A 17,519-nucleotide genomic window follows, 5' to 3' on the forward strand; every position below is an offset into this window, starting at 1 on the left:
AGCTTTTAAATCCACTCATCGTTTAAAGAGGAGTCTTGTGGATCTAATAACTCATTGGTAATGAGTTTGATCCCTAAGCCATTGAGTACTGAAAAAATAGCAGACAAAGTGCAATTAGCATTGCCATTTTCAATACGGGATAATGTATTGATACCGATCCCACATAATGCAGCACAATCAGCCAGTTTTAGGCCTACCCCTGTTCTTTTCGCTTTGATTAGTTTGCCTAACACCTCAGCATTATCAATAAATGGAGAAGTAGGCATTTCTGACGCAATTACTTTATTAGCCATAAAGATTCTCTATTATTCATCGCAAACGGTGATTATATTTAAAATTTCTGATTTTGCAATAATATTCACCACTTACGGTTAATATATGCTTAGCATTAGCTTCAAACGCACTAATCATCGATATTGGTTAATTATTGTCGTGGTGGTTAAACTATTCTTATAGATAGGAATAGCATTATAACAACTGAGAGTTATTACCATGAAACGCAAAGATGATGTTGCTCGCTTTAAAGTTAAAGAAAAGTGAGTGATATTGAAAACGACATAGGCAATCTTTGACAAGACAACGTTAGCGGCGAAAGCCGGTACTCCTTTGCACGGTTAAAGCTAGACATAATAAAGGGTAGTAAAGAAGTTAACGAGTTAAGCTTGGTTTAACCCTAGTTTCATACAGCAGCGTTAACGCTTCATCTATTGTCATATCTTCGTCTTCACTTAAATAGCGGTCTACTTGTTTGTGCACAAAAATAACTGCTTGCTTATGCTGTTTGGCAAATTGGTTACAACGCGTTTTTAATTGCTTTTGAAACGCTTTATCAGCTACTTCCTTATGGATGGCGATAATCGCTTTTTCAAAGCTATTATCGTGGTCAGCAAAATACTCTTTAAGGGTGTTTTTAGAAATTCGATACGCTTTACTGGCAAAGTCTAGTGCATCTCTAAATGTGGTAAATTGCTCGCCGAACACATCAAAATGCTGTGCTGGCCCATAATTTACTTGGTGCTCTAGCCCCGCGGCTTCAAACTTAAAACCCGGAAACAATAAGCGATTGGTGGTCTCTTCACCCAGTTGCAAACCTGCTGCCACACTGTGGCGCAAACTAAAATCTAAACCATCTAATTCTTCTTTTGACCACATTTCATAAATAGTAAGCGCTTTATCGTACTTTTTCGCCAGCCTTTTTTTAGCAAAGTCTTTGCGCTCATCAAGCGAGCCCGCTTTACACATTTTCAAATGCTCATAACACTCGTTACAACATGGTATTTTTAAAAATTCAGACGGTTCTTTGGTTGCCAGATAAAACTCAAGATACTGTAAAGGCGGAGCATAATCGTGCTCGCTCGCAATACAGCCGCAATAGAAACAAGTATTAAAATTAGCGCTGTGAGAAGGAATTAATAAAAAGTACTGCTTATCTATAACCATTAAATTACCAACGTAAAAGTGTTTATTGCAGTCTGCCAGGCGCAGTGAATCATTATTAAGTTAATCTGCCTAGAGTTTCTAACTTATATCAGTTAAATTGCCAATAATTAAATGCGTAATTAATAGCAAAATTGCTGTCAAAAATACCCCAAGGAACGGTGAGTTGTATGCCTAATTCCACGCTCACTTATTATAACAACAACGCACAAAGCTTTAGTGATTCAACTCGCAATGTTGATATGTCGGCGTTATATGCTGAGTTTTTACCTCTTATACCCGCACAGGGTTTTATCGTTAGTTGTATTAGCACTGAGGGCAAATGAACAAACTTGATGATTCTTTAATGCATTATGTTGATACCGATTTTACTGAGCTTGATGTAGCTTGTAGTGAAATTGACGGTAAGACCTTTGCTAATTGTACGTTTAAGCGCAGTAATTTTAGTGAGGCCACGTTGTCGAGTTGCCGCTTTGAAGAGTGTGAGTTTGTTAGCTGTAATTTAAGTTTGGTGAAAATTCCAGATTGTGTGTTTTATGAAACAACCTTTACTGATTGTAAACTGCTGGGGGTTAATTGGACGAGTGCGCGTTGGTCTAACGTAAAAATGCATGCGCCCATTAAATTTACCGGTTGTGTTGTTAATGACAGTTCATTTTATGGTTTGCACCTTGCTGAAATTCAATTTCAACACTGTAAAATACATGACGTCGATTTTACTGAATGTGTACTGGACGATGCCAGCTTCTGTTTCTCTGATTTAAGGCACAGCGTATTTAGAAACACGAGCTTAAATCGGGCCGATTTTGTTGATGCCACAAACTATCAAATTGATATATTTTGTAATCAGTTAGAACAAGCTAAGTTTTCATTGCCTGAAGCCTCGTCATTGCTTAACAGTTTAAATATCGAGCTATACGATTAATCTTTATGATTATTTTGGTGCCCAATATCATTTAAGTAGGACAATTATGAACAAAACTAACAGCGGCGCGCAGGCCTATCAGCAACAAGAGCAAGGCTATCGCGATCGGGCGTTAAAAATGTATCCTTGGGTGTGCGGGCGCTGTGCCCGTGAATTTGTGCATTCTAATTTGCGTGAGTTAACGGTGCATCATATCGATCATAACCACAGCAATAACCCAGCCGATGGTAGCAACTGGGAATTACTGTGTATTTATTGCCACGATAATGAGCACAATAAGTATCACGAATATGTTATGTACGGCGGCACCACCGAGCAAAAAGTAGCCGCGGCCACGCATAACCCGTTTGCCGATTTAAAAGCGCTGCTTAATAAGCCTAAATAGCCGTATAAAACCGCAGCTAAGCTTTAAATTGGCTTTAGTTTACTTCCGTAATAAACTGCTCGCGACTGCGGCGTACTTTGGTTAGGTTTACCAACCAGTCGCCGTCATCAGCACGGTAGCCAAGTGGCATTAACAGTACTGAGCGTAAGCCTTTTTCTTGTAAATTCAGTATTTCATCTACTTTAGCCGGATCAAAGCCTTCTATTGGCGTACTGTCTACTTTTAGCTCTGCTGCAGCAATAAGCGCTGAACCTAAACCAATGTATGCTTGACGCGCAGCATGTTGGTAGTTGGTTTCAGCATCGCGCGGCGGGTAGGTGTTAAGTAGCTGGTTGCGGTAGTTTTCCCAACCTTCGTTTTTAAAACCACGTATATCATTGGTTAAATCAAACATCTGGTTAATACGCTCTGCGGTGTAGTTATCCCACGCGGCAAATACCAGTAAGTGAGAGCAGTCGGTGATCTGGCTTTGGTTCCACGCATGCGGTTTAATTTGTTCACGCACGGCGTTATTCGTAACCACCAAGACTTCATAGGGCTGTAAACCGCTTGAAGACGCGCTTAAGCGAATAGCTTCAAGTATTAAATCAACCTTATCTTGGGCAACAACTTTGCTTGGGTCATACTTTTTGGTGGCATAACGCCATTCTAAATTGTTAATTAAACTCGACATCTACTACTTCCTTACTACATAAGCCAACAACGGCATAAATTATGGGCTGATTATACGTTATGTCGCTTCGGTTGGTTTAGTTAAAGTTATTCTAATATAGACAAAATTAACCTGTAATTTGGCATTGAAAATGCGGCGCGTTGCCCGTAGCGGTATTAAAAAAATAAGCTATTGCGTTGTACCGATACTCGGCCATCCGAGAATAGCCAGCGGCCTTTAGCCATGACGGCTTTGAGTTCTAGGCTGGTTTTGTCTATGAGTAATAAGTCAGCATCCGCACCAACTTTCAGGTTACCTTTGTGTGGTAACTTTAAAATGCGCGCAGGGTTGGCCGTTACCACGCGCAGAGCGTGCTCTACCGGTACACCTAGGCGAATCGCGTCGATCATTTCTTCATATAAACTGGCAATGCGGCCTTCACCTAAGCCGATAAAATTATTTTGCGCATCAAATACCGGCAGCGAAGCATTGGCGTCAGATGAAAAAGTCAGATGTTGCAGATTAGCGCCGGCGTTAACCGCTTGCAGTAGTGCGTCGGCACACTTAACTTCGCCCATAGCAATATCTTGTGCGGTGGTGCTGGTGGTTAAATCGATATAACCGCCTTGGGCAATATATGCAAAACCCATTTGCAGTAGCTGTTGATTACGGTTCATATGGGTGGGATAAAACTGAGTGATAGGAATATCGGTAGTGGTTGCCACTTGCAGTAGTTGCGCAATGCCTTCAGGCGAGGGGCCAACGTGCACGCTAACAATACCGGCTTTGCCGGCCAGCATGCCGCCAACCCGAGCTTGTGATGCCAAACGTGCTAACTCTTGTACCGTAGGCTGCGACGAGCGGTGATCAGCAATGGCAACTTCGCCAACGCCTATAAACTTGTCAATTAGCACGATATCTTGCAGCAAATCACCCATCAGCGTGTAGGCTGGGATTTGATAAGAACCGGTGTGACAATAACAAGTTAGGCCTTCTTCATCTAATGCATGCGCTTTAGCTAACAGGTTGGTGAGGGTGCGGGTAATGGCATCTGTGCCTAGCACGCCAACGAGGGTGGTAACGCCGGCGGCAATCGCATCGGCGACTTTTAGCTCGGAAGTGCGGCTGCGAAATCCGCCTTCGCCGCCGCCGCCAATAATATGTGCTAATGAATCAACTAAACCAGGTACAACCCAGCAGTCGCTGGCGTCTACCGTTTGCACTATCTCACCTTGCAGTGTTGCTTGCTCACCTAATGCGGCTATTTGCTGGCCGGCTACTAATAAATCAGTTTGGCCTAAAGGTTCTGGCGAATAACAGATCCCGTTTACTATTCTGGTGATCATAAAAATCTCTTCTTCTTTGGCTGACAGCAGCCGTTAATAACCTATGGCAACGGCGACAAACATTGTCAGCATGCTCATTGTTGTTAGTAATAACCATAACGGCCACATAGCGCGTAACCACTGTGTAAATTCAACGCCAGCAATAGCTAAGGTGCCCATTAACGCGGCTGATGTGGGATAAAATAGATGAGCCAAACCATCGCCGAGTTGAAACGCTAAAACGGCAATTTGCCGACTAACGCCAACCAGATCCGATAACGGCGCCATTAGCGGCATAGTAAGTGCGGCTTGGCCGGAGCCAGAGGTAACAAAGAAATTAAAGCCACTTTGAAACACCAGCATGGCCTGTGCAGCAAATAGCTCGGAATGGCCGTTAATACTGGTCGCTGCGTAATGCAGCATGGTATTTAAAATAGTGGGTTGCTCAGGGTTGGTGCCGCCAAGCAGTAAAATAATACCTTGTGCTATGCCGACCACTAATGCGGCCGGTAACAGTTGGTTTGCGCCGGTTTTAAAGGCGTCGACATAATCATTTAGGCTGGCGCTATTAAGTTTAAGTACCGTGCCTAAGGTCATGCTAATAATGGCCATGACAAAAAACTGTGTGGCAATTTCACGCAAAAAATAGCCCTGCATTACTACACCCCACACCACCCATACCATACCGCCCACTAGCGTGAGTACTACTAACGAATGGCCCCAGCGAAATTGATGGCTAATTTCAAAGTCGGTTTTTATATCCGCTTTACGTCTAAGCCGTTCTGCGCGCCAGATAAACCATGCGATATAAATTAAGGTAAACACCAACCACATAGCAATACGAAAACCAGAGCCAGATAAAGGCTGCAAGCCAGCAATGCTTTGGGCGATAGCAACAGAAAATGGGTTCATCCACGAGGTAGCAAAACCAATTTGGGTGGCGCCATAGGTTAATAAGACTGCTGTAATAGCGTCATAGCCCAGCATGCGAACCAGTGGCACCAACAAGATGGCAAAGGCCATTGCCTCTTCACCCATACCAAAAATAGCGCCGCCGAGTGAAAAAAACAGCGCCATAACCGGTAGTAAATAACGGGCTTTATGCTGCATTTTGCTAATTAGCAGCTTTAATAGTTCGTCAACGGCGCCGGTGCGCAGTAACACGCCAAAACTGCCGCCGACTAGGAGAATAAAAATAATTACGCCAATAGCTGAGCCATTTCTAGAGCCTGAGGTCATGCCATCGAAAAATGCGGTCAGCACACCGGTTTTTTCGCCATCGGCAAATAATGATACTGCCTGCGGCTCGCCGTTAAATGCGCTACGGTAGCTATCGGCAACTAATAACTGCCGCCCGGTATTGGCATCTAGCGCGGTGTCAAACTGGCCTTGTGGCACAATTAAGGTGAGTAACGCAGAGCAAAGCAGCACCGCAAACACAATAAGCAAGGTGTCTGGCATGCGCCAGCCGCTATTTATTGACTCTGCTGGCAGCTTACTCATAGTTCACCTGCAAACTCATGGGTAAGTTTAGGTAACGCCACCGACCATCGGCACGTTGGCAGGCTTGCACTTGGCCGGCGTCGGCTTGCCAGATCCGGCCATCTGCGTTGCTATAGGTGTTGGGCGCTACCTTGCTGTTTTCCATTAGATCTGGCGTAGCACATTGCAATGTAGCGCGCTGAATGCCGTGCTGAAAAAATGCACTGTCACCCGCGAGTAAGTGGGTAAACTTCATGCCGGTTGCAGCCCAGGCGGTGGTTTTATCCGTTGGTTTTACTACTGTCGTTTTTGTTGCGCTAGTATCGGCAATCCAAACACCACCGCGGCCTTCAACCTGCAGCTGTGCGCTGTCTGGAGTAGTAAAGTTGGCGCGCAGTACGGTAGCTTCATCCATGCCAAAGCCAAAATTGGTATTGGTATCGATGAGTAAGCGTAATAACCGGCCTTCGCGGTTGCGCTCACGAAAATGGGTGTCGGTAACACCTAACGTAAAAGACTGTAAGCCTCCTGCTACGCGATAGGTTAACAAGCTGCTGTCTAGCTTAGAGCTACAGCTTTGGTGAAACTGGCACAAAGGGGCATTAGGTTCGTCAGCATAGGCGCCATAGCGCAAGGCTTTACTGGTTTGGCCGCCACTGATCATGGGGAAGTTTTTTACCGGATGTCCCGATTGCACCGCAGTGCCGGCACTAGAACCCGCCAGCGGTACACCGGCATTAATGCGTTGGTGCAGTAGCTGTGCTAGTTCAGTAAATTCGCCCGGTTTTTTCTGTAAGCTGCGCATGGTGTGCGACTGATCACCACCGTTAATAAAAATGGCGTCGGCTTGCTCAAGTAATTGCCTCATTAGCGCCGGCTCACGGCACATTTTCTGTTGATAAGCGGCTAGCTCTGGGTAGCGTGCGGCGCGTTTATATTGGCCATTCCAGCGAAATCGGTCTTGATCTAAGGTCTCGCAATTACCCGCTTGTACTAGCGCAGGTTCAATGGGTAGCCACACCGCATTGGCTCCGGCGGCGTTAAATAATTGCAGGTAATAATCGACCCAATCCATAGAGCTATTCGATGAAGCGGTAATTAATACCAGTGTAGGTTTTTGTGTTAACGCTTGTTGTGCTGCGGCCGCATTTAGCTGTTTAGCCCGCGCTATGGCGCGGTTTTTTGCTGACTGAATAAAGTGCTGAAACATCTGCTGTACATAGAGCTCAGTACCATCAAAATACACTTTAACCTGCGCGGTGCTGCCATCTTGCAATACGGGGCGCTGTTCAAATATATCGTCGAGTAGGTTCTGCTCATCGTCTGATAAATCAAAACGCTTAAATTCGTTGTACCAGCTATCTTCTGACCAGCTTTTGTTGAGCATCTGTTGCAGTTGCGTCAGTAATTCTGGTTTTACCTGCTGTTGTCGAATGTGGTTAGCCGGCCACGCAGTTAAGGCTTTTAATTCGTTTAGCGTTTGCGGTTCTGGTCGAAAATGTTTTTCGCGCACCGCTTGGTGTTGTGTAAAGTAAGCCTCCGCTGCAGCTGTTTTATCTGGCGCGCAGCGCGATATTTCTACACTCGAACAAATAGGCTCTCCGCCACCAAATAGCCAGAGTTCTTTGCCAGTAACACTGTTTGTAGCCGGTTCTATTGCTTGCACGTAAGCCGCGAAACACAGCGCTAACGGCAGTAACAGTTGCGAGCGCAGTAGTAAGCGTTGGTTATAGGTTTGATTAAACATTACATCAGATCCCGTTGGCATTGTTGGCTATAACATATAGCGCAACCGAACAAAAAGACGGGCTGTTTACACAGCCCTGCCTTAATTTTAAAGCGAGTGTTTAGAATGAGTAACGCGCGGTTAAACGCACAGAGCGCGGGCTCTGATAGTTTTGATCGTTTAAGAAATTCGGGTTTTGCCCCGCATCTTCCAGCGACAAATCACCTTTTTCATTGTATTCGGTTACTCGGCCCATATTTAATACGTTAAACACGTTGGCTTGCAGTAATAGGCCTTTTGCCCAGTCCGGGCGATATGAGAGGCCTAAATTTACCGTGTAGGTCCAAGGTGTACGGCCAAACTGGCCACGTTGCGTTAATTCTTGCTCGCCCGTGGCATTGCGACAATACAGGCTAGACGCGGCATAGCGCTCAAATACCTCATATTCGGGATCGTCTTCGGCAAACGGAGGATAACCAAAGCAGCTAACCGGGCGACCCGATTGCAATAATACGTTGGCCGATATTTCCAATTGCTCGGTTAGCTCATAACCACCAAATAGTTTAACGGTGTGACGACGGTCGTTTGACAGGTAGCCGTCGGTGCCATCAACAAACACTTTGTGGTCAAAATCGTTGGTTAAACCCGGCGACTCAGACTCTAGCCAGCTATTCACTAAGCCTTCGCTATTACCTTGGCTTTTTGCAAAAACGTAACTGCCTTGCATGTACCAGCCGTTATCGCTGGCGCGCTCAACGTTAAACTCGAGTGCTTGGTAAGTCCGTTTATAGTTGTCTAGTTGCAGATAAGAGTTAGGCACGGTAACGCGTTTTAATACGCCATCGCCAGCCACGTCCATATCCATTTCTAAGTCTCTACCTGGGTTTAAAATGATGCAGGTAGCTAATGAATCAGCATCAAAGTCGCTGTAGCCTTGATCGTCAGCAAAGTTGATAAACGCTTGGCGGCCACAGTAATCGTCGACACCATTTTTCACTTCACGATAAATAAAGCTAACACCGCCGGTCCATAAGTCAGACAGTTGGCGCTGGTAGCCTAAAATTAATTCGTCTTGCATCATAGGCTCTAAGTTTGCCGAAGCCACCGTGGCCGGATCAGGCGAGGTATTACGGCCGCTGGTTAACGTAGAGCCAAGCTTGTCACCTAATTGCAGTGGCGCCTGAGTTGCAGGGTCAACTAGGCCATCGTACAGATAATATTCTGTCGTGACATACTGCCAGTTAGAGGCGCGGATATTGGTGTTGGCAGCAATAGGAATATAGTAACGGCCAGCGTTGGCATACAGTTTAGAGCTGGCATCACCGTTTACGTCCCAAACAAAACCTAAACGTGGCGCTATCATGTTTTTCGCATCGACAAACGACACACCATCGGCGTTTAAGTTGTCAAACGACTCACTGCGCAGGCCAGCGTAAATCATCACGCTGTCGGTAACGTAAAAGCTGTCTTCAATGTAAAACGCCGAGTTTTTTACTTCGTAACGGCCTGATGGCGACGTGCGGGTGCGTTTGCGCACGACATGCGCATCGGCAGGTATATCAACACCATTCCAGCGATCGGCAAAATCTACTGGCGTATAGCGGCGGTAAAATACGCCGCCAGAATATTCAGCACCGGCAATGCGCGAGGTAAAGGTTTCGTCGTCATAACCAAAACGCAACGTATGCTCACCAATACGCCATTCGGCATCAAAGCGTAGCGCTTTGCGCTCGTCGTTATCGGGGCCAAAAGCCAGCGAACGCACGTTAATATTGTTCCAACAACCAACGTCTATTACGTCGTCGGTGTCTTGATCATAAATATCAACTAATGGGCATTCGTCGCCGGCTAACGGGTCTGGCGTAATATAACCAGAATCATTGGTTAAACGGCCAACTAATACGCCAAGGGTAAAGTCTTCGGTTAAATGGCCGGTATATTTACCAATTAGAATTTCACCGCCGTTACGTTCGGTATAACGTACTCGTTCGGTGCCATGTTGGCCGGTAAAATAACGGTCATCTGGGTTTAAGTAGTCAACATAATCGGTTTTTTCAACGTTACGAATACCGGTTACTTCTAAAATGTGGTTGTCGGTAATATACCAGTCAAACTTCACTAAACCGTTAGGCGACGTGTTGTCACCTGCGGTGCTGCGATCGCTGCCGTATGAATCAAAGCTGTCTTTTTTACCTTCAAGCATGCCGTAAAAAAACAACTTATCTTGCACTAAGGCACCGCCGCCTGACACGCTATACGACAGCTCATCTTGTTTGTCTGCTGAGCGGTAAGCCGAGTAATAACTGCGCTCGCCTGCAACACCTGTGCGGCTGATGACATCCTTACCTGAGGCGGCTAAGTCGGAAGGTGACCAAACCACAGAGCCGTTAAATTTCCAGTCGTTAGTACCGCGTTTGGTCACAATATTTACTACACCACCCAGAGCGCGGCCATACTCAGCGCCAAAGCCACCGGTTTTTATTTCTTGCTCGCCAATGGCATCAAAGGGTACACGGCCGTATGATAAAAATGTACGCGCGTTGGTAACGTCAAAACCATTGATGTAGTAGCCGTTTTCGGCCACCGACGAGCCACCAAAAGAAGCCAGCTTACCAAAACCACTGTCGCCGCGCACAGTACCTGGCGCTAATAGGGCGACATCGCTAATATCACGGCCGATGGGTAAGCGCTCCATTTGTGCGGCGGTAAATACCGTGCTCGACTCCACTGATGAGGTATCAATAGGGCTAATGGTTGAGCCAACAACAGAAATACGCTCCATGGCGTCATCACTGAAACTGACCGGCGTACCTGTGCCTATACCAACCACAACTTCGCGGGTTACGCCTTTGGCCACTACTTGATAACGGCCACTGGGTAATTGTGAGAAATTAAATCGGCCGCTATTGTCGGAGGTGAGTTCACGTTTTAAACCGGTTTCTAGATTTTTTACCGAAATGGTGATGCCGGTGTCAGTCTGGCCAAAAATAGACCCGACAGATAAATCGGCATAGGCCATATTCTGGCTAAGTGCGGCGGTAATAAATATTGCTAAGGCGGAACGGCGTAGGTATTTAAGCTTCTGTTGTGTCATGTTATTAACTCCGGCTTGCTGCTACAGGTCCATGTCCGCCTGTTATTGTTATTTTTTGGGCTTGTTTGTAACAGCGTAGCTCTGTTTTAGCCGTTAGCGCCCAGCTCTTATTCTTTCTACTCTGATAATAGAGAGTAAAAGTAAAAGCTTATATATCCTGTTAGGTATAGTAATTTACAGAATTGGCCAATGAATTAGCGTTGCGCCTACCCCGAAAGAAATAGTCTGTTTTTTAAACAGCGCAGTGCTGCATTAGTATTGGTGCTGCGCTAATAACAGTATTTAAAGCCGATGATTTTGCTGATACAGCTGCAGTGGGTCGCTGTCTTCATCTGGCCGTGCAAAAGGAATGCAGTTGATAAATAAAGAAAAAAGCTCAGCCTGCGAGCTGATTTCTAGTTTACGGTAAATGTTCTTGCGGTGAATTTTTACCGTACCGTCTGAGGTATTTAGCTTCTGCGCCGTTAGTGCTGACGAATAACCACGCAGCATATATAGCAATACATCGCGCTCGCGTTTTGTTAACAGCGAGCTAGCAAAATGACTTAACGTACATTCTACTTGTTGATGTGTTTTATCGTCGGGGTTGGCCTGTGGCAACGCGGTGGCTAGCTGGTAGTGTTTAGTTAATGCCTCAGATAATATCGGCAACACCATATTTAATGCCGTTAAATCAGCTGCGGTAAATTCGTTGCTATGAATATTACGCTGCATAAAAAACACTAAGGCAGAATCGTCATCAATTCGCCACAGCACATCAATAGAGTCAGCGACACCGGTTTTAGAATAAAAGGTTTGGTAGTACTCGCTAGAGTAAAAATCGTCAGGCGCAACATTACGCAGCCAATAAGCACCCGTTGGGCAGCCCGCTAAAAACAACCGGTATTGCGGATCTAACGCATAAGGCCCAGTAGAATAAATATCGGCGGCAACTTTACGTTGCACGGGGTTAAAGCGGTGCAACAAACTTAAGGGTTTACGCTGGCGGTAATACACTAAAATACCGCAGGAGTCGGTGGCACATACCGCATCTAATACGTCCATTACCGCCGCGCTAAAATCGGCGGTGCCCAAGCAGCGCCAAAGGCTTGCAAATGCGGCAATAACGCGCTCGTCAAAGGTTAACGCTAAGGTTGATCTATAGGTTTTACCCTTGGTTGGCTCCATGCTTACCTCTGTTAAAAACTAAAAACCGACGACACGGGTAACGCTAATATTTATAATTACGGTATTAAAGCGCAGCTACAGTAGGGCGGCAAACACTGGCAGGCTAAACTGTTTAACAAGCGCCGAGTGTGGCAAATTTATTGCTAATTGCATAGCGCTACCGGCGGGAATATAAAGCTCAAGTGAATGTGTTTGCGTCATAAGCTGTTGCAGATCAACTTTACTGAACTACATTAAGCTATCATAATGCACAAAACTACGTGGCTAAAATTCAATCAAATGTTATTAGTTTTCGCTTAATTTCTGAAGGTTACTGCTAATCTAATGCATAAATTCAACGAATATTTACCGATTAAGCTCGTAATGGCTCGTGAAGTAACCATGTCTTTTTTCCGCCCGATACTGCATGAAGCGGACTTTACCGATCAGCAGTGGCGTGTACTTCGCGCTTTAAGTGAGTTCAGCGGTTTAGAGTTTAAAGAATTAGCTAAGTTAACCTGTATTTTAAGCCCGAGCTTAACTGGCCTTATTAAGCGGCTAAAAGAGCGAAATTTAATTTAGTAACGGCATATTTTCCGAGCCTAAATGCCGCACCGAACGCAGTAATTCATTATCGGCAGTAAGGCTAATTTGCAGCACATTACTAAAGCTTTGAGCAATGCGGTCGCTGTAATTAAGGTCGTTCATTAACGAGCTAGCCTGCATATTGTTTAAGCTTTGTAGCCGTATCGCGCTAAAAATACGATGGCGAAACTCTTTAACAAAATGTTCGGTTTCGCTATTTATTTTGGCTAACGCTTGCAATGATTGCTCGTCGGTTAAATCTGTGCGGCTTAATTCGCTAGCTTGGCGTAATACCCAAAACACATGCCGGCGTAGATCCAAATAAAGATTACGCGCAAAAATAGAATCATCACGTAAATAACGATAGAGGTTCTTCTGCAAATGCTTAGCATTTTTTACTGCGTCAACTAATTGCAATGCCACCATGTGGCAAGTCATCCAAAACTTTTGCTGTTCTTCATCTAACTCAATATTTAACCGGCTCATAAAGCCTAATAAATCAGAGTAAACCCCTTTAATATGGGTTTGATACAGCTCTTTTGCATCTAAGCTTTTACTGTCGTCGGGCAAGGTGTTAAGTATTTTATCATCTACGGTGTGAGCGTTAAGTTGCTCAGTGGGTAAATACACCGCGTGGCAAATTACCTCTAAGCTTAACCGACCTAAATGCTGAAGCTCTTGCACCACCGCACTAGCTGCTGTATCGGCAGAGGCTAGCGCTGCGTCGTTAAGATAACGCGCATGGTTACTGGCAACTTGTAGTTTTTTCGGCTTAACCTGCGGCTCTGGCGGTACATCTACGTCGGTAATCAGTATTTCTGGCTCAACCACATTGGGTAAAATGTAGCACAACCCGCGTTCTATTTTGCTTTGTAATGGCCAAAACATTATTACGCCAATAAGGTTAAATAAGGTTTGAAACAGCGCTAATTGTAGCAGCGTGTTATCAGCTGCACCAAACAGTGCCATAGTCTGTTGCGACAGCCACATTAATGGCATTAGTAAGGCAAGGGTAACGATACCGGTAACGATATTAAATAACGCATGCACTAATACTAAGCGCTGACCGCTGCGGTTACCACTTAGCCATCCGACTAATGCGGTGGTAACGCTACTGCCAATATTGCCGCCAATAGCAATGGCCATAGCTTGCCATAATTCTATTTGGCCACCAGACAACGCGGCTAACACTAACATCAGCGTGGCATGGCTAGATTGCAGAACGGCGGTTAGCGCAATACCCGCTGCGACAAAAGCTAACTGGCCTAATAGCGTGGAGTCAAATTGCTGAGTTAAATCTAAGTTACTGCCAAACTCACTAAAGCCGCCTTTAATTTGATCAATACCTAAGAAAATAAAGGCAATACCCAACACAATACGACCTGCGGCTTTACTTTTCGGGCCATTAAAACCGGCTAATACACCGAACACCAGTAAAGGTAACGCCAGCGGACTTAAACTAAAGTTTTGCCCCGCCGCCGCTAATAACCAAATACCGGCGCTGGCACCTAAATTAACCCCTAATAAAATCGCAATTCCGCTACCCAGTTGAATTAAACCGGTACTAATAAAGGCGATAGTTAGTAACGACACTAAGGTGGTCGATTGCAGCAACATAGTGCCGCCGATACCAATTAAAAAACTTTTAAACCGCGTAGAGGTGCCGCGTGCTAAAACTTGTTCAAGTTTGCCGCCGGCTAATTGTTTTAGGCCTTCTTCTAAACACTGCATGCCGAATAAAAATAACGCTAAGCCCGCACAAAGTTGCAGCCAACCGCCGCTAAACCAAAAGCTGACAGCAAGCAGCACTAAAATTACAACAGGCAGTAATAAGACTTTAAATTTACGCATTAATAGCTCAACAACCTCGGGCAGTTAAAATGCGCTTAGATTAAGGCTTAGCGCATAACTTGGCTAGTAGATTCAATATTAGCGGGCATTAAAATGCATAACGAGGTGATCGTATTTGCCGTTAGTTGACTATATAGCTCAAAGCATTGCGAGTTACTCCAATATTAATGGTAATTAAAAAAGCACACTTGCCAGAAAAAATATGTAGCAGATGCCAGCGGCCGTTTAGTTGGCGGAAAAAATGGCAAAAAAACTGGTTAGAGGTTAAATATTGCTCAAAACGCTGTGCAGGGCAGCGTAACTGAATGATCTAGACTATATTTTATTTGATACAGAAAGTTCCATATATGCGTTTAAGTTCTAGCTTCATAAAATTAATTATAATTACGCTATATAAAATTGATGTATTGTTTATACATTGCTTAATAAGAGGACAGCATGATGATACCTAAAATTTCTTACTTGGCATCAAGCCTAGGTTTGGCCATAGCCGTTAGTGCGCCAACTGTTTTTGCGCAGCAGGTTAACGATGCTGACGTAGAAAAAATTTCGGTAATTGGTAGCCGCTTATCAGTGCGTTCGGCGACAGAAAGTACCGCACCGGTAGATATTATTGGTGTTGCCGAACTGCAAGCTACCGGTATGACTGAAACCGCCCGCGCGTTACAGTTTTTAGTGCCTAGCTTTAACTTTCCTACCTCATCGATTACTGACGGCAGTGATGCAGTGCGCCCGGCGAGTTTGCGCGGTTTATCGCCTGACCATACCTTGGTTTTGATTAATGGTAAACGTAGGCATGGTTCTGCATTAGTGCATTTAAACGGCACGATGGGCCGCGGTAGTTCTAACGTTGATTTAAACGCTATTCCAATGAGCGCAATTAAACGAATTGAAATATTACGTGACGGTGCAGCCGCACAATATGGCTCAGACGCGATAGCGGGTGTAATAAATTTAGTACTAAAAGATAATATGTCGGGGGGCGAAATTAGCCTTAACGGCGGCCAAACCTTTGATGATGATGGCGAACAATACAAAATTAGCAGCAGCCAAGGCATACGCTTTGCCGAAGATGGTTTTGCTACCATTAGCGCTGAATATCACCATAAAAATAAAACTAACCGTGCCGGCTTAGACCCTCGTAAACAATATGCCGATATTAACGGCCAACCTGATCCACGTGAAGCCACCGCCAACCGCTTAAATCACAGCGTGGGCGATGCGTCTTTTGAAAACTTAGCGCTAATGGTGAATGTGGGTTATAAGCTAGGTGAAGGCGAGATTTATGCTTTTGCTGATATCTCGCAGCGCAAAACACAGTCGGGCGCATTTTTTCGCTTACCTTCAGATGCGCGTAATATTCCAGAAATTTATCCAGATGGTTTTTTACCAGAAATAGCACCAGAAACCAATGATCACGCTATTACACTCGGCTATAAGTTTGAACTTGCTGATTGGCAATGGGATTTATCGGCGAATACCGGTGCCAGCCGTTACCAATATTATGTCAATAATTCACTGAACGCCTCACTTGGTCCAACTAGCCCCACTAGTGCTTATGCCGGTGGCATGAGAAACAACGAGCAAAACCTTAATTTAGACGCCAGTAAATTGTTTGCCTTTGTGAATGATTCAGATTTAGTCGTATCAGGTGGCGTTTCCTACCGGAAAAACAGTTATAAAATTTTTCAGGGTGATGAGCTTTCATACCAGAATTATGGTTACCAAAATAAAGGTGCAGGTATGCAAGGTTTTGGTGGCTTTACGCCAGCGTCAACGGTTGACGAGTCACGTAATAATGTCGGCGTTTATGTTGAAGTAGAAAACCAATTAACCGAGCAATTTAACTGGGGTGCGGCGCTGCGCCAAGAGCATTATTCTGACTTTGGTAATAATACCAGTTGGAAGTTAGCTGGCCGGTATGAATTTGCGCCAAACTGGGCTATTCGTAGCACCATAAATAGCGGTTTTAGAGCGCCAAGTGTGCAGCAATTATATTTCTCTAACTTATCAACCCTGTTTGTGGCCGACCCCATTACTGGCGTACTTAACCCAGTGGAATCGGGCACCTTTAATAACACTTCGCCAGTGGTTAAAGCCTTAGGCCAAGGTGAGTTAAAAGCGGAAGAATCGAGAAGTGTCAGTTTGGGCTTAACCTATCAGGGTGATAATGGTGTGACTTTTACCTTAGATGGTTATCGTATTGATATTGACGACCGTATTATTTTAACCGGCAGTGTAAGCCGAGCTAACCCTGTAATAGATCAGTTACTTGGTAACAATGCCGCGCAGTCGGTGCGGTTTTTCACTAATGCGGTAGATAGCCGTACCCAAGGTGTGGAGGCCGTAGTGGCTTATCAAATGTCGTTAGCGGAATATGGTGACGTAAAGTTAAGTTTATCGGCACAATATAGCGATACGGATATTAAACAGATAAAAGTACCTAGTTTATTGGGCGGTTTAGAGCAAGCGTTGTTTGATGATGTTGAAAAAACGCGCTTAACCGACGCTAACCCGAAAAACAGCTTTAGTGCCGGTATCAGCCATACCTATGGCGACTTTACTACTAACTTACGTTTAAACCGCTTTGGCCCTTATACACTGGGCTACGCCACCGGTAACTACGAGTTTGGTGCGAAAACTATTGCTGATATTTCCGTTAATTATGCGGTTAATTCGCAGTTAGATTTTACCTTAGGCGTCAATAACTTATTTGATACTTACCCAGATGAGCAGCCGGTGATTAATCAGTTTAACGGCATTTTTAAATACCCAAATACCAACGCGCCATTTGGTTTTAATGGGGGTTACTATTTTGCTGAAGCACGTTATACGTTCTAATTAGTGATGTAATAGGCTGACCAAGTAAAACCGCTTTATGTTTGCCAATAGCTGGCGCATTAAGCGGTTT

The 17,519-nt window shown here is 44.8% G+C and carries 16 protein-coding genes; 6 read left to right on the top strand and 10 right to left on the bottom strand.

Annotation, left to right across the window (positions count from 1 at the left end):
- Nucleotides 1-5: 5 nt before the first annotated feature.
- Complete coding sequence (locus MN199_RS09260) at nt 6-293, bottom strand: helix-turn-helix domain-containing protein (protein ID WP_335739211.1); 288 nt, start codon at nt 291-293, stop codon at nt 6-8.
- Nucleotides 294-648: 355 nt separating this feature from the next.
- Nucleotides 649-1,242 carry a hypothetical protein gene (locus tag MN199_RS09265; protein ID WP_335739212.1) on the bottom strand — a complete coding sequence of 198 codons (594 nt, stop codon included), beginning with the start codon at nt 1,240-1,242 and terminating at the stop codon, nt 649-651.
- 365 nt (nt 1,243-1,607) lie between these two features.
- Between MN199_RS09265 and MN199_RS09270 the strand changes: the two genes are divergently transcribed.
- From MN199_RS09270 to MN199_RS09280, 3 genes are read left to right on the top strand one after another with little or no spacing between them, the layout of a single operon-like run.
- Nucleotides 1,608-1,763, top strand: a complete 156-nt coding sequence (locus MN199_RS09270; protein WP_335739213.1) for a hypothetical protein — start codon at nt 1,608-1,610, stop codon at nt 1,761-1,763.
- Nucleotides 1,760-2,362 carry a pentapeptide repeat-containing protein gene (locus tag MN199_RS09275; protein WP_335739214.1) on the top strand — a complete coding sequence of 201 codons (603 nt, stop codon included), beginning with the start codon at nt 1,760-1,762 and terminating at the stop codon, nt 2,360-2,362. Before MN199_RS09270 ends, MN199_RS09275 begins: the two co-directional genes overlap by 4 nt.
- Before the next feature lie 46 nt (nt 2,363-2,408).
- Nucleotides 2,409-2,747 (top strand): YajD family HNH nuclease, encoded by a 339-nt coding sequence (locus tag MN199_RS09280; RefSeq protein WP_335739215.1) that lies wholly within the window; start codon nt 2,409-2,411, stop codon nt 2,745-2,747.
- Between the two features lie 34 nt (nt 2,748-2,781).
- Here the strand turns inward: MN199_RS09280 and MN199_RS09285 are convergent, their stop codons facing one another.
- From MN199_RS09285 to MN199_RS09315, 7 genes are all read right to left on the bottom strand, one after another.
- Nucleotides 2,782-3,420: an NAD(P)H-dependent oxidoreductase gene (locus tag MN199_RS09285; protein WP_335739216.1), complete on the bottom strand. Its 639-nt coding sequence runs from the start codon at nt 3,418-3,420 to the stop codon at nt 2,782-2,784.
- A gap of 155 nt (nt 3,421-3,575) precedes the next feature.
- Nucleotides 3,576-4,745, bottom strand: a complete 1,170-nt coding sequence (gene iadA / locus MN199_RS09290; protein WP_335739217.1) for a beta-aspartyl-peptidase — start codon at nt 4,743-4,745, stop codon at nt 3,576-3,578.
- Between the two features lie 33 nt (nt 4,746-4,778).
- Nucleotides 4,779-6,227, bottom strand: a complete 1,449-nt coding sequence (yfcC, locus tag MN199_RS09295; protein ID WP_335739218.1) for a putative basic amino acid antiporter YfcC — start codon at nt 6,225-6,227, stop codon at nt 4,779-4,781.
- Nucleotides 6,220-7,953 carry a cyanophycinase gene (locus MN199_RS09300; RefSeq protein WP_335739219.1) on the bottom strand — a complete coding sequence of 578 codons (1,734 nt, stop codon included), beginning with the start codon at nt 7,951-7,953 and terminating at the stop codon, nt 6,220-6,222. The genes yfcC and MN199_RS09300 overlap by 8 nt, the downstream gene beginning before the upstream one ends.
- Nucleotides 7,954-8,053: 100 nt before the next feature.
- Nucleotides 8,054-11,026 carry a TonB-dependent receptor gene (locus tag MN199_RS09305; protein ID WP_335739220.1) on the bottom strand — a complete coding sequence of 991 codons (2,973 nt, stop codon included), beginning with the start codon at nt 11,024-11,026 and terminating at the stop codon, nt 8,054-8,056.
- Between the two features lie 282 nt (nt 11,027-11,308).
- Complete coding sequence (locus MN199_RS09310; RefSeq protein WP_335739221.1) at nt 11,309-12,193, bottom strand: response regulator transcription factor; 885 nt, start codon at nt 12,191-12,193, stop codon at nt 11,309-11,311.
- A gap of 75 nt (nt 12,194-12,268) precedes the next feature.
- Nucleotides 12,269-12,394 carry a hypothetical protein gene (locus tag MN199_RS09315; RefSeq protein WP_335739222.1) on the bottom strand — a complete coding sequence of 42 codons (126 nt, stop codon included), beginning with the start codon at nt 12,392-12,394 and terminating at the stop codon, nt 12,269-12,271.
- 123 nt (nt 12,395-12,517) lie between these two features.
- Between MN199_RS09315 and MN199_RS09320 the strand changes: the two genes are divergently transcribed.
- Complete coding sequence (locus MN199_RS09320; protein WP_335739223.1) at nt 12,518-12,754, top strand: MarR family transcriptional regulator; 237 nt, start codon at nt 12,518-12,520, stop codon at nt 12,752-12,754.
- Here the strand turns inward: MN199_RS09320 and MN199_RS09325 are convergent.
- Nucleotides 12,746-14,608, bottom strand: coding sequence for a Na/Pi cotransporter family protein (locus MN199_RS09325; protein WP_335739224.1), 1,863 nt, complete (start codon nt 14,606-14,608; stop codon nt 12,746-12,748). The two genes, MN199_RS09320 and MN199_RS09325, sit on opposite strands and share 9 nt — an antisense overlap.
- A 167-nt stretch (nt 14,609-14,775) precedes the next feature.
- Here MN199_RS09325 and MN199_RS09330 point away from each other — a divergent pair, with 167 nt between their 5' ends.
- Together MN199_RS09330 and MN199_RS09335 are read left to right on the top strand one after the other, a co-directional pair.
- Nucleotides 14,776-14,913, top strand: a complete 138-nt coding sequence (locus tag MN199_RS09330) for a DUF2256 domain-containing protein (protein WP_335739225.1) — start codon at nt 14,776-14,778, stop codon at nt 14,911-14,913.
- Between the two features lie 133 nt (nt 14,914-15,046).
- Nucleotides 15,047-17,449, top strand: coding sequence for a TonB-dependent receptor plug domain-containing protein (locus MN199_RS09335; RefSeq protein ID WP_335739226.1), 2,403 nt, complete (start codon nt 15,047-15,049; stop codon nt 17,447-17,449).
- Nucleotides 17,450-17,519: the final 70 nt, after the last annotated feature.

The organism is Rheinheimera metallidurans (assembly GCF_036983985.1).
GTDB lineage: Bacteria > Pseudomonadota > Gammaproteobacteria > Enterobacterales > Alteromonadaceae > Alishewanella > Alishewanella metallidurans.

Coding starts and splice junctions, on each gene's coding strand:
- MN199_RS09275 (WP_335739214.1), top strand. CDS start 1,760: ATGAACAAACTTGATGATTCTTTAATGCATTATGTTGATACCGATTTT.
- MN199_RS09335 (WP_335739226.1), top strand. CDS start 15,047: ATGATGATACCTAAAATTTCTTACTTGGCATCAAGCCTAGGTTTGGCC.
- MN199_RS09300 (WP_335739219.1), bottom strand. CDS start 7,953: ATGTTTAATCAAACCTATAACCAACGCTTACTACTGCGCTCGCAACTG.
- MN199_RS09310 (WP_335739221.1), bottom strand. CDS start 12,193: ATGGAGCCAACCAAGGGTAAAACCTATAGATCAACCTTAGCGTTAACC.
- MN199_RS09330 (WP_335739225.1), top strand. CDS start 14,776: ATGGTAATTAAAAAAGCACACTTGCCAGAAAAAATATGTAGCAGATGC.
- MN199_RS09315 (WP_335739222.1), bottom strand. CDS start 12,394: ATGACGCAAACACATTCACTTGAGCTTTATATTCCCGCCGGTAGCGCT.
- iadA (WP_335739217.1), bottom strand. CDS start 4,745: ATGATCACCAGAATAGTAAACGGGATCTGTTATTCGCCAGAACCTTTA.
- MN199_RS09265 (WP_335739212.1), bottom strand. CDS start 1,242: ATGTGTAAAGCGGGCTCGCTTGATGAGCGCAAAGACTTTGCTAAAAAA.
- MN199_RS09280 (WP_335739215.1), top strand. CDS start 2,409: ATGAACAAAACTAACAGCGGCGCGCAGGCCTATCAGCAACAAGAGCAA.
- MN199_RS09260 (WP_335739211.1), bottom strand. CDS start 293: ATGGCTAATAAAGTAATTGCGTCAGAAATGCCTACTTCTCCATTTATT.
- MN199_RS09270 (WP_335739213.1), top strand. CDS start 1,608: ATGCCTAATTCCACGCTCACTTATTATAACAACAACGCACAAAGCTTT.
- MN199_RS09285 (WP_335739216.1), bottom strand. CDS start 3,420: ATGTCGAGTTTAATTAACAATTTAGAATGGCGTTATGCCACCAAAAAG.
- MN199_RS09305 (WP_335739220.1), bottom strand. CDS start 11,026: ATGACACAACAGAAGCTTAAATACCTACGCCGTTCCGCCTTAGCAATA.
- yfcC (WP_335739218.1), bottom strand. CDS start 6,227: ATGAGTAAGCTGCCAGCAGAGTCAATAAATAGCGGCTGGCGCATGCCA.
- MN199_RS09320 (WP_335739223.1), top strand. CDS start 12,518: ATGCATAAATTCAACGAATATTTACCGATTAAGCTCGTAATGGCTCGT.
- MN199_RS09325 (WP_335739224.1), bottom strand. CDS start 14,608: ATGCGTAAATTTAAAGTCTTATTACTGCCTGTTGTAATTTTAGTGCTG.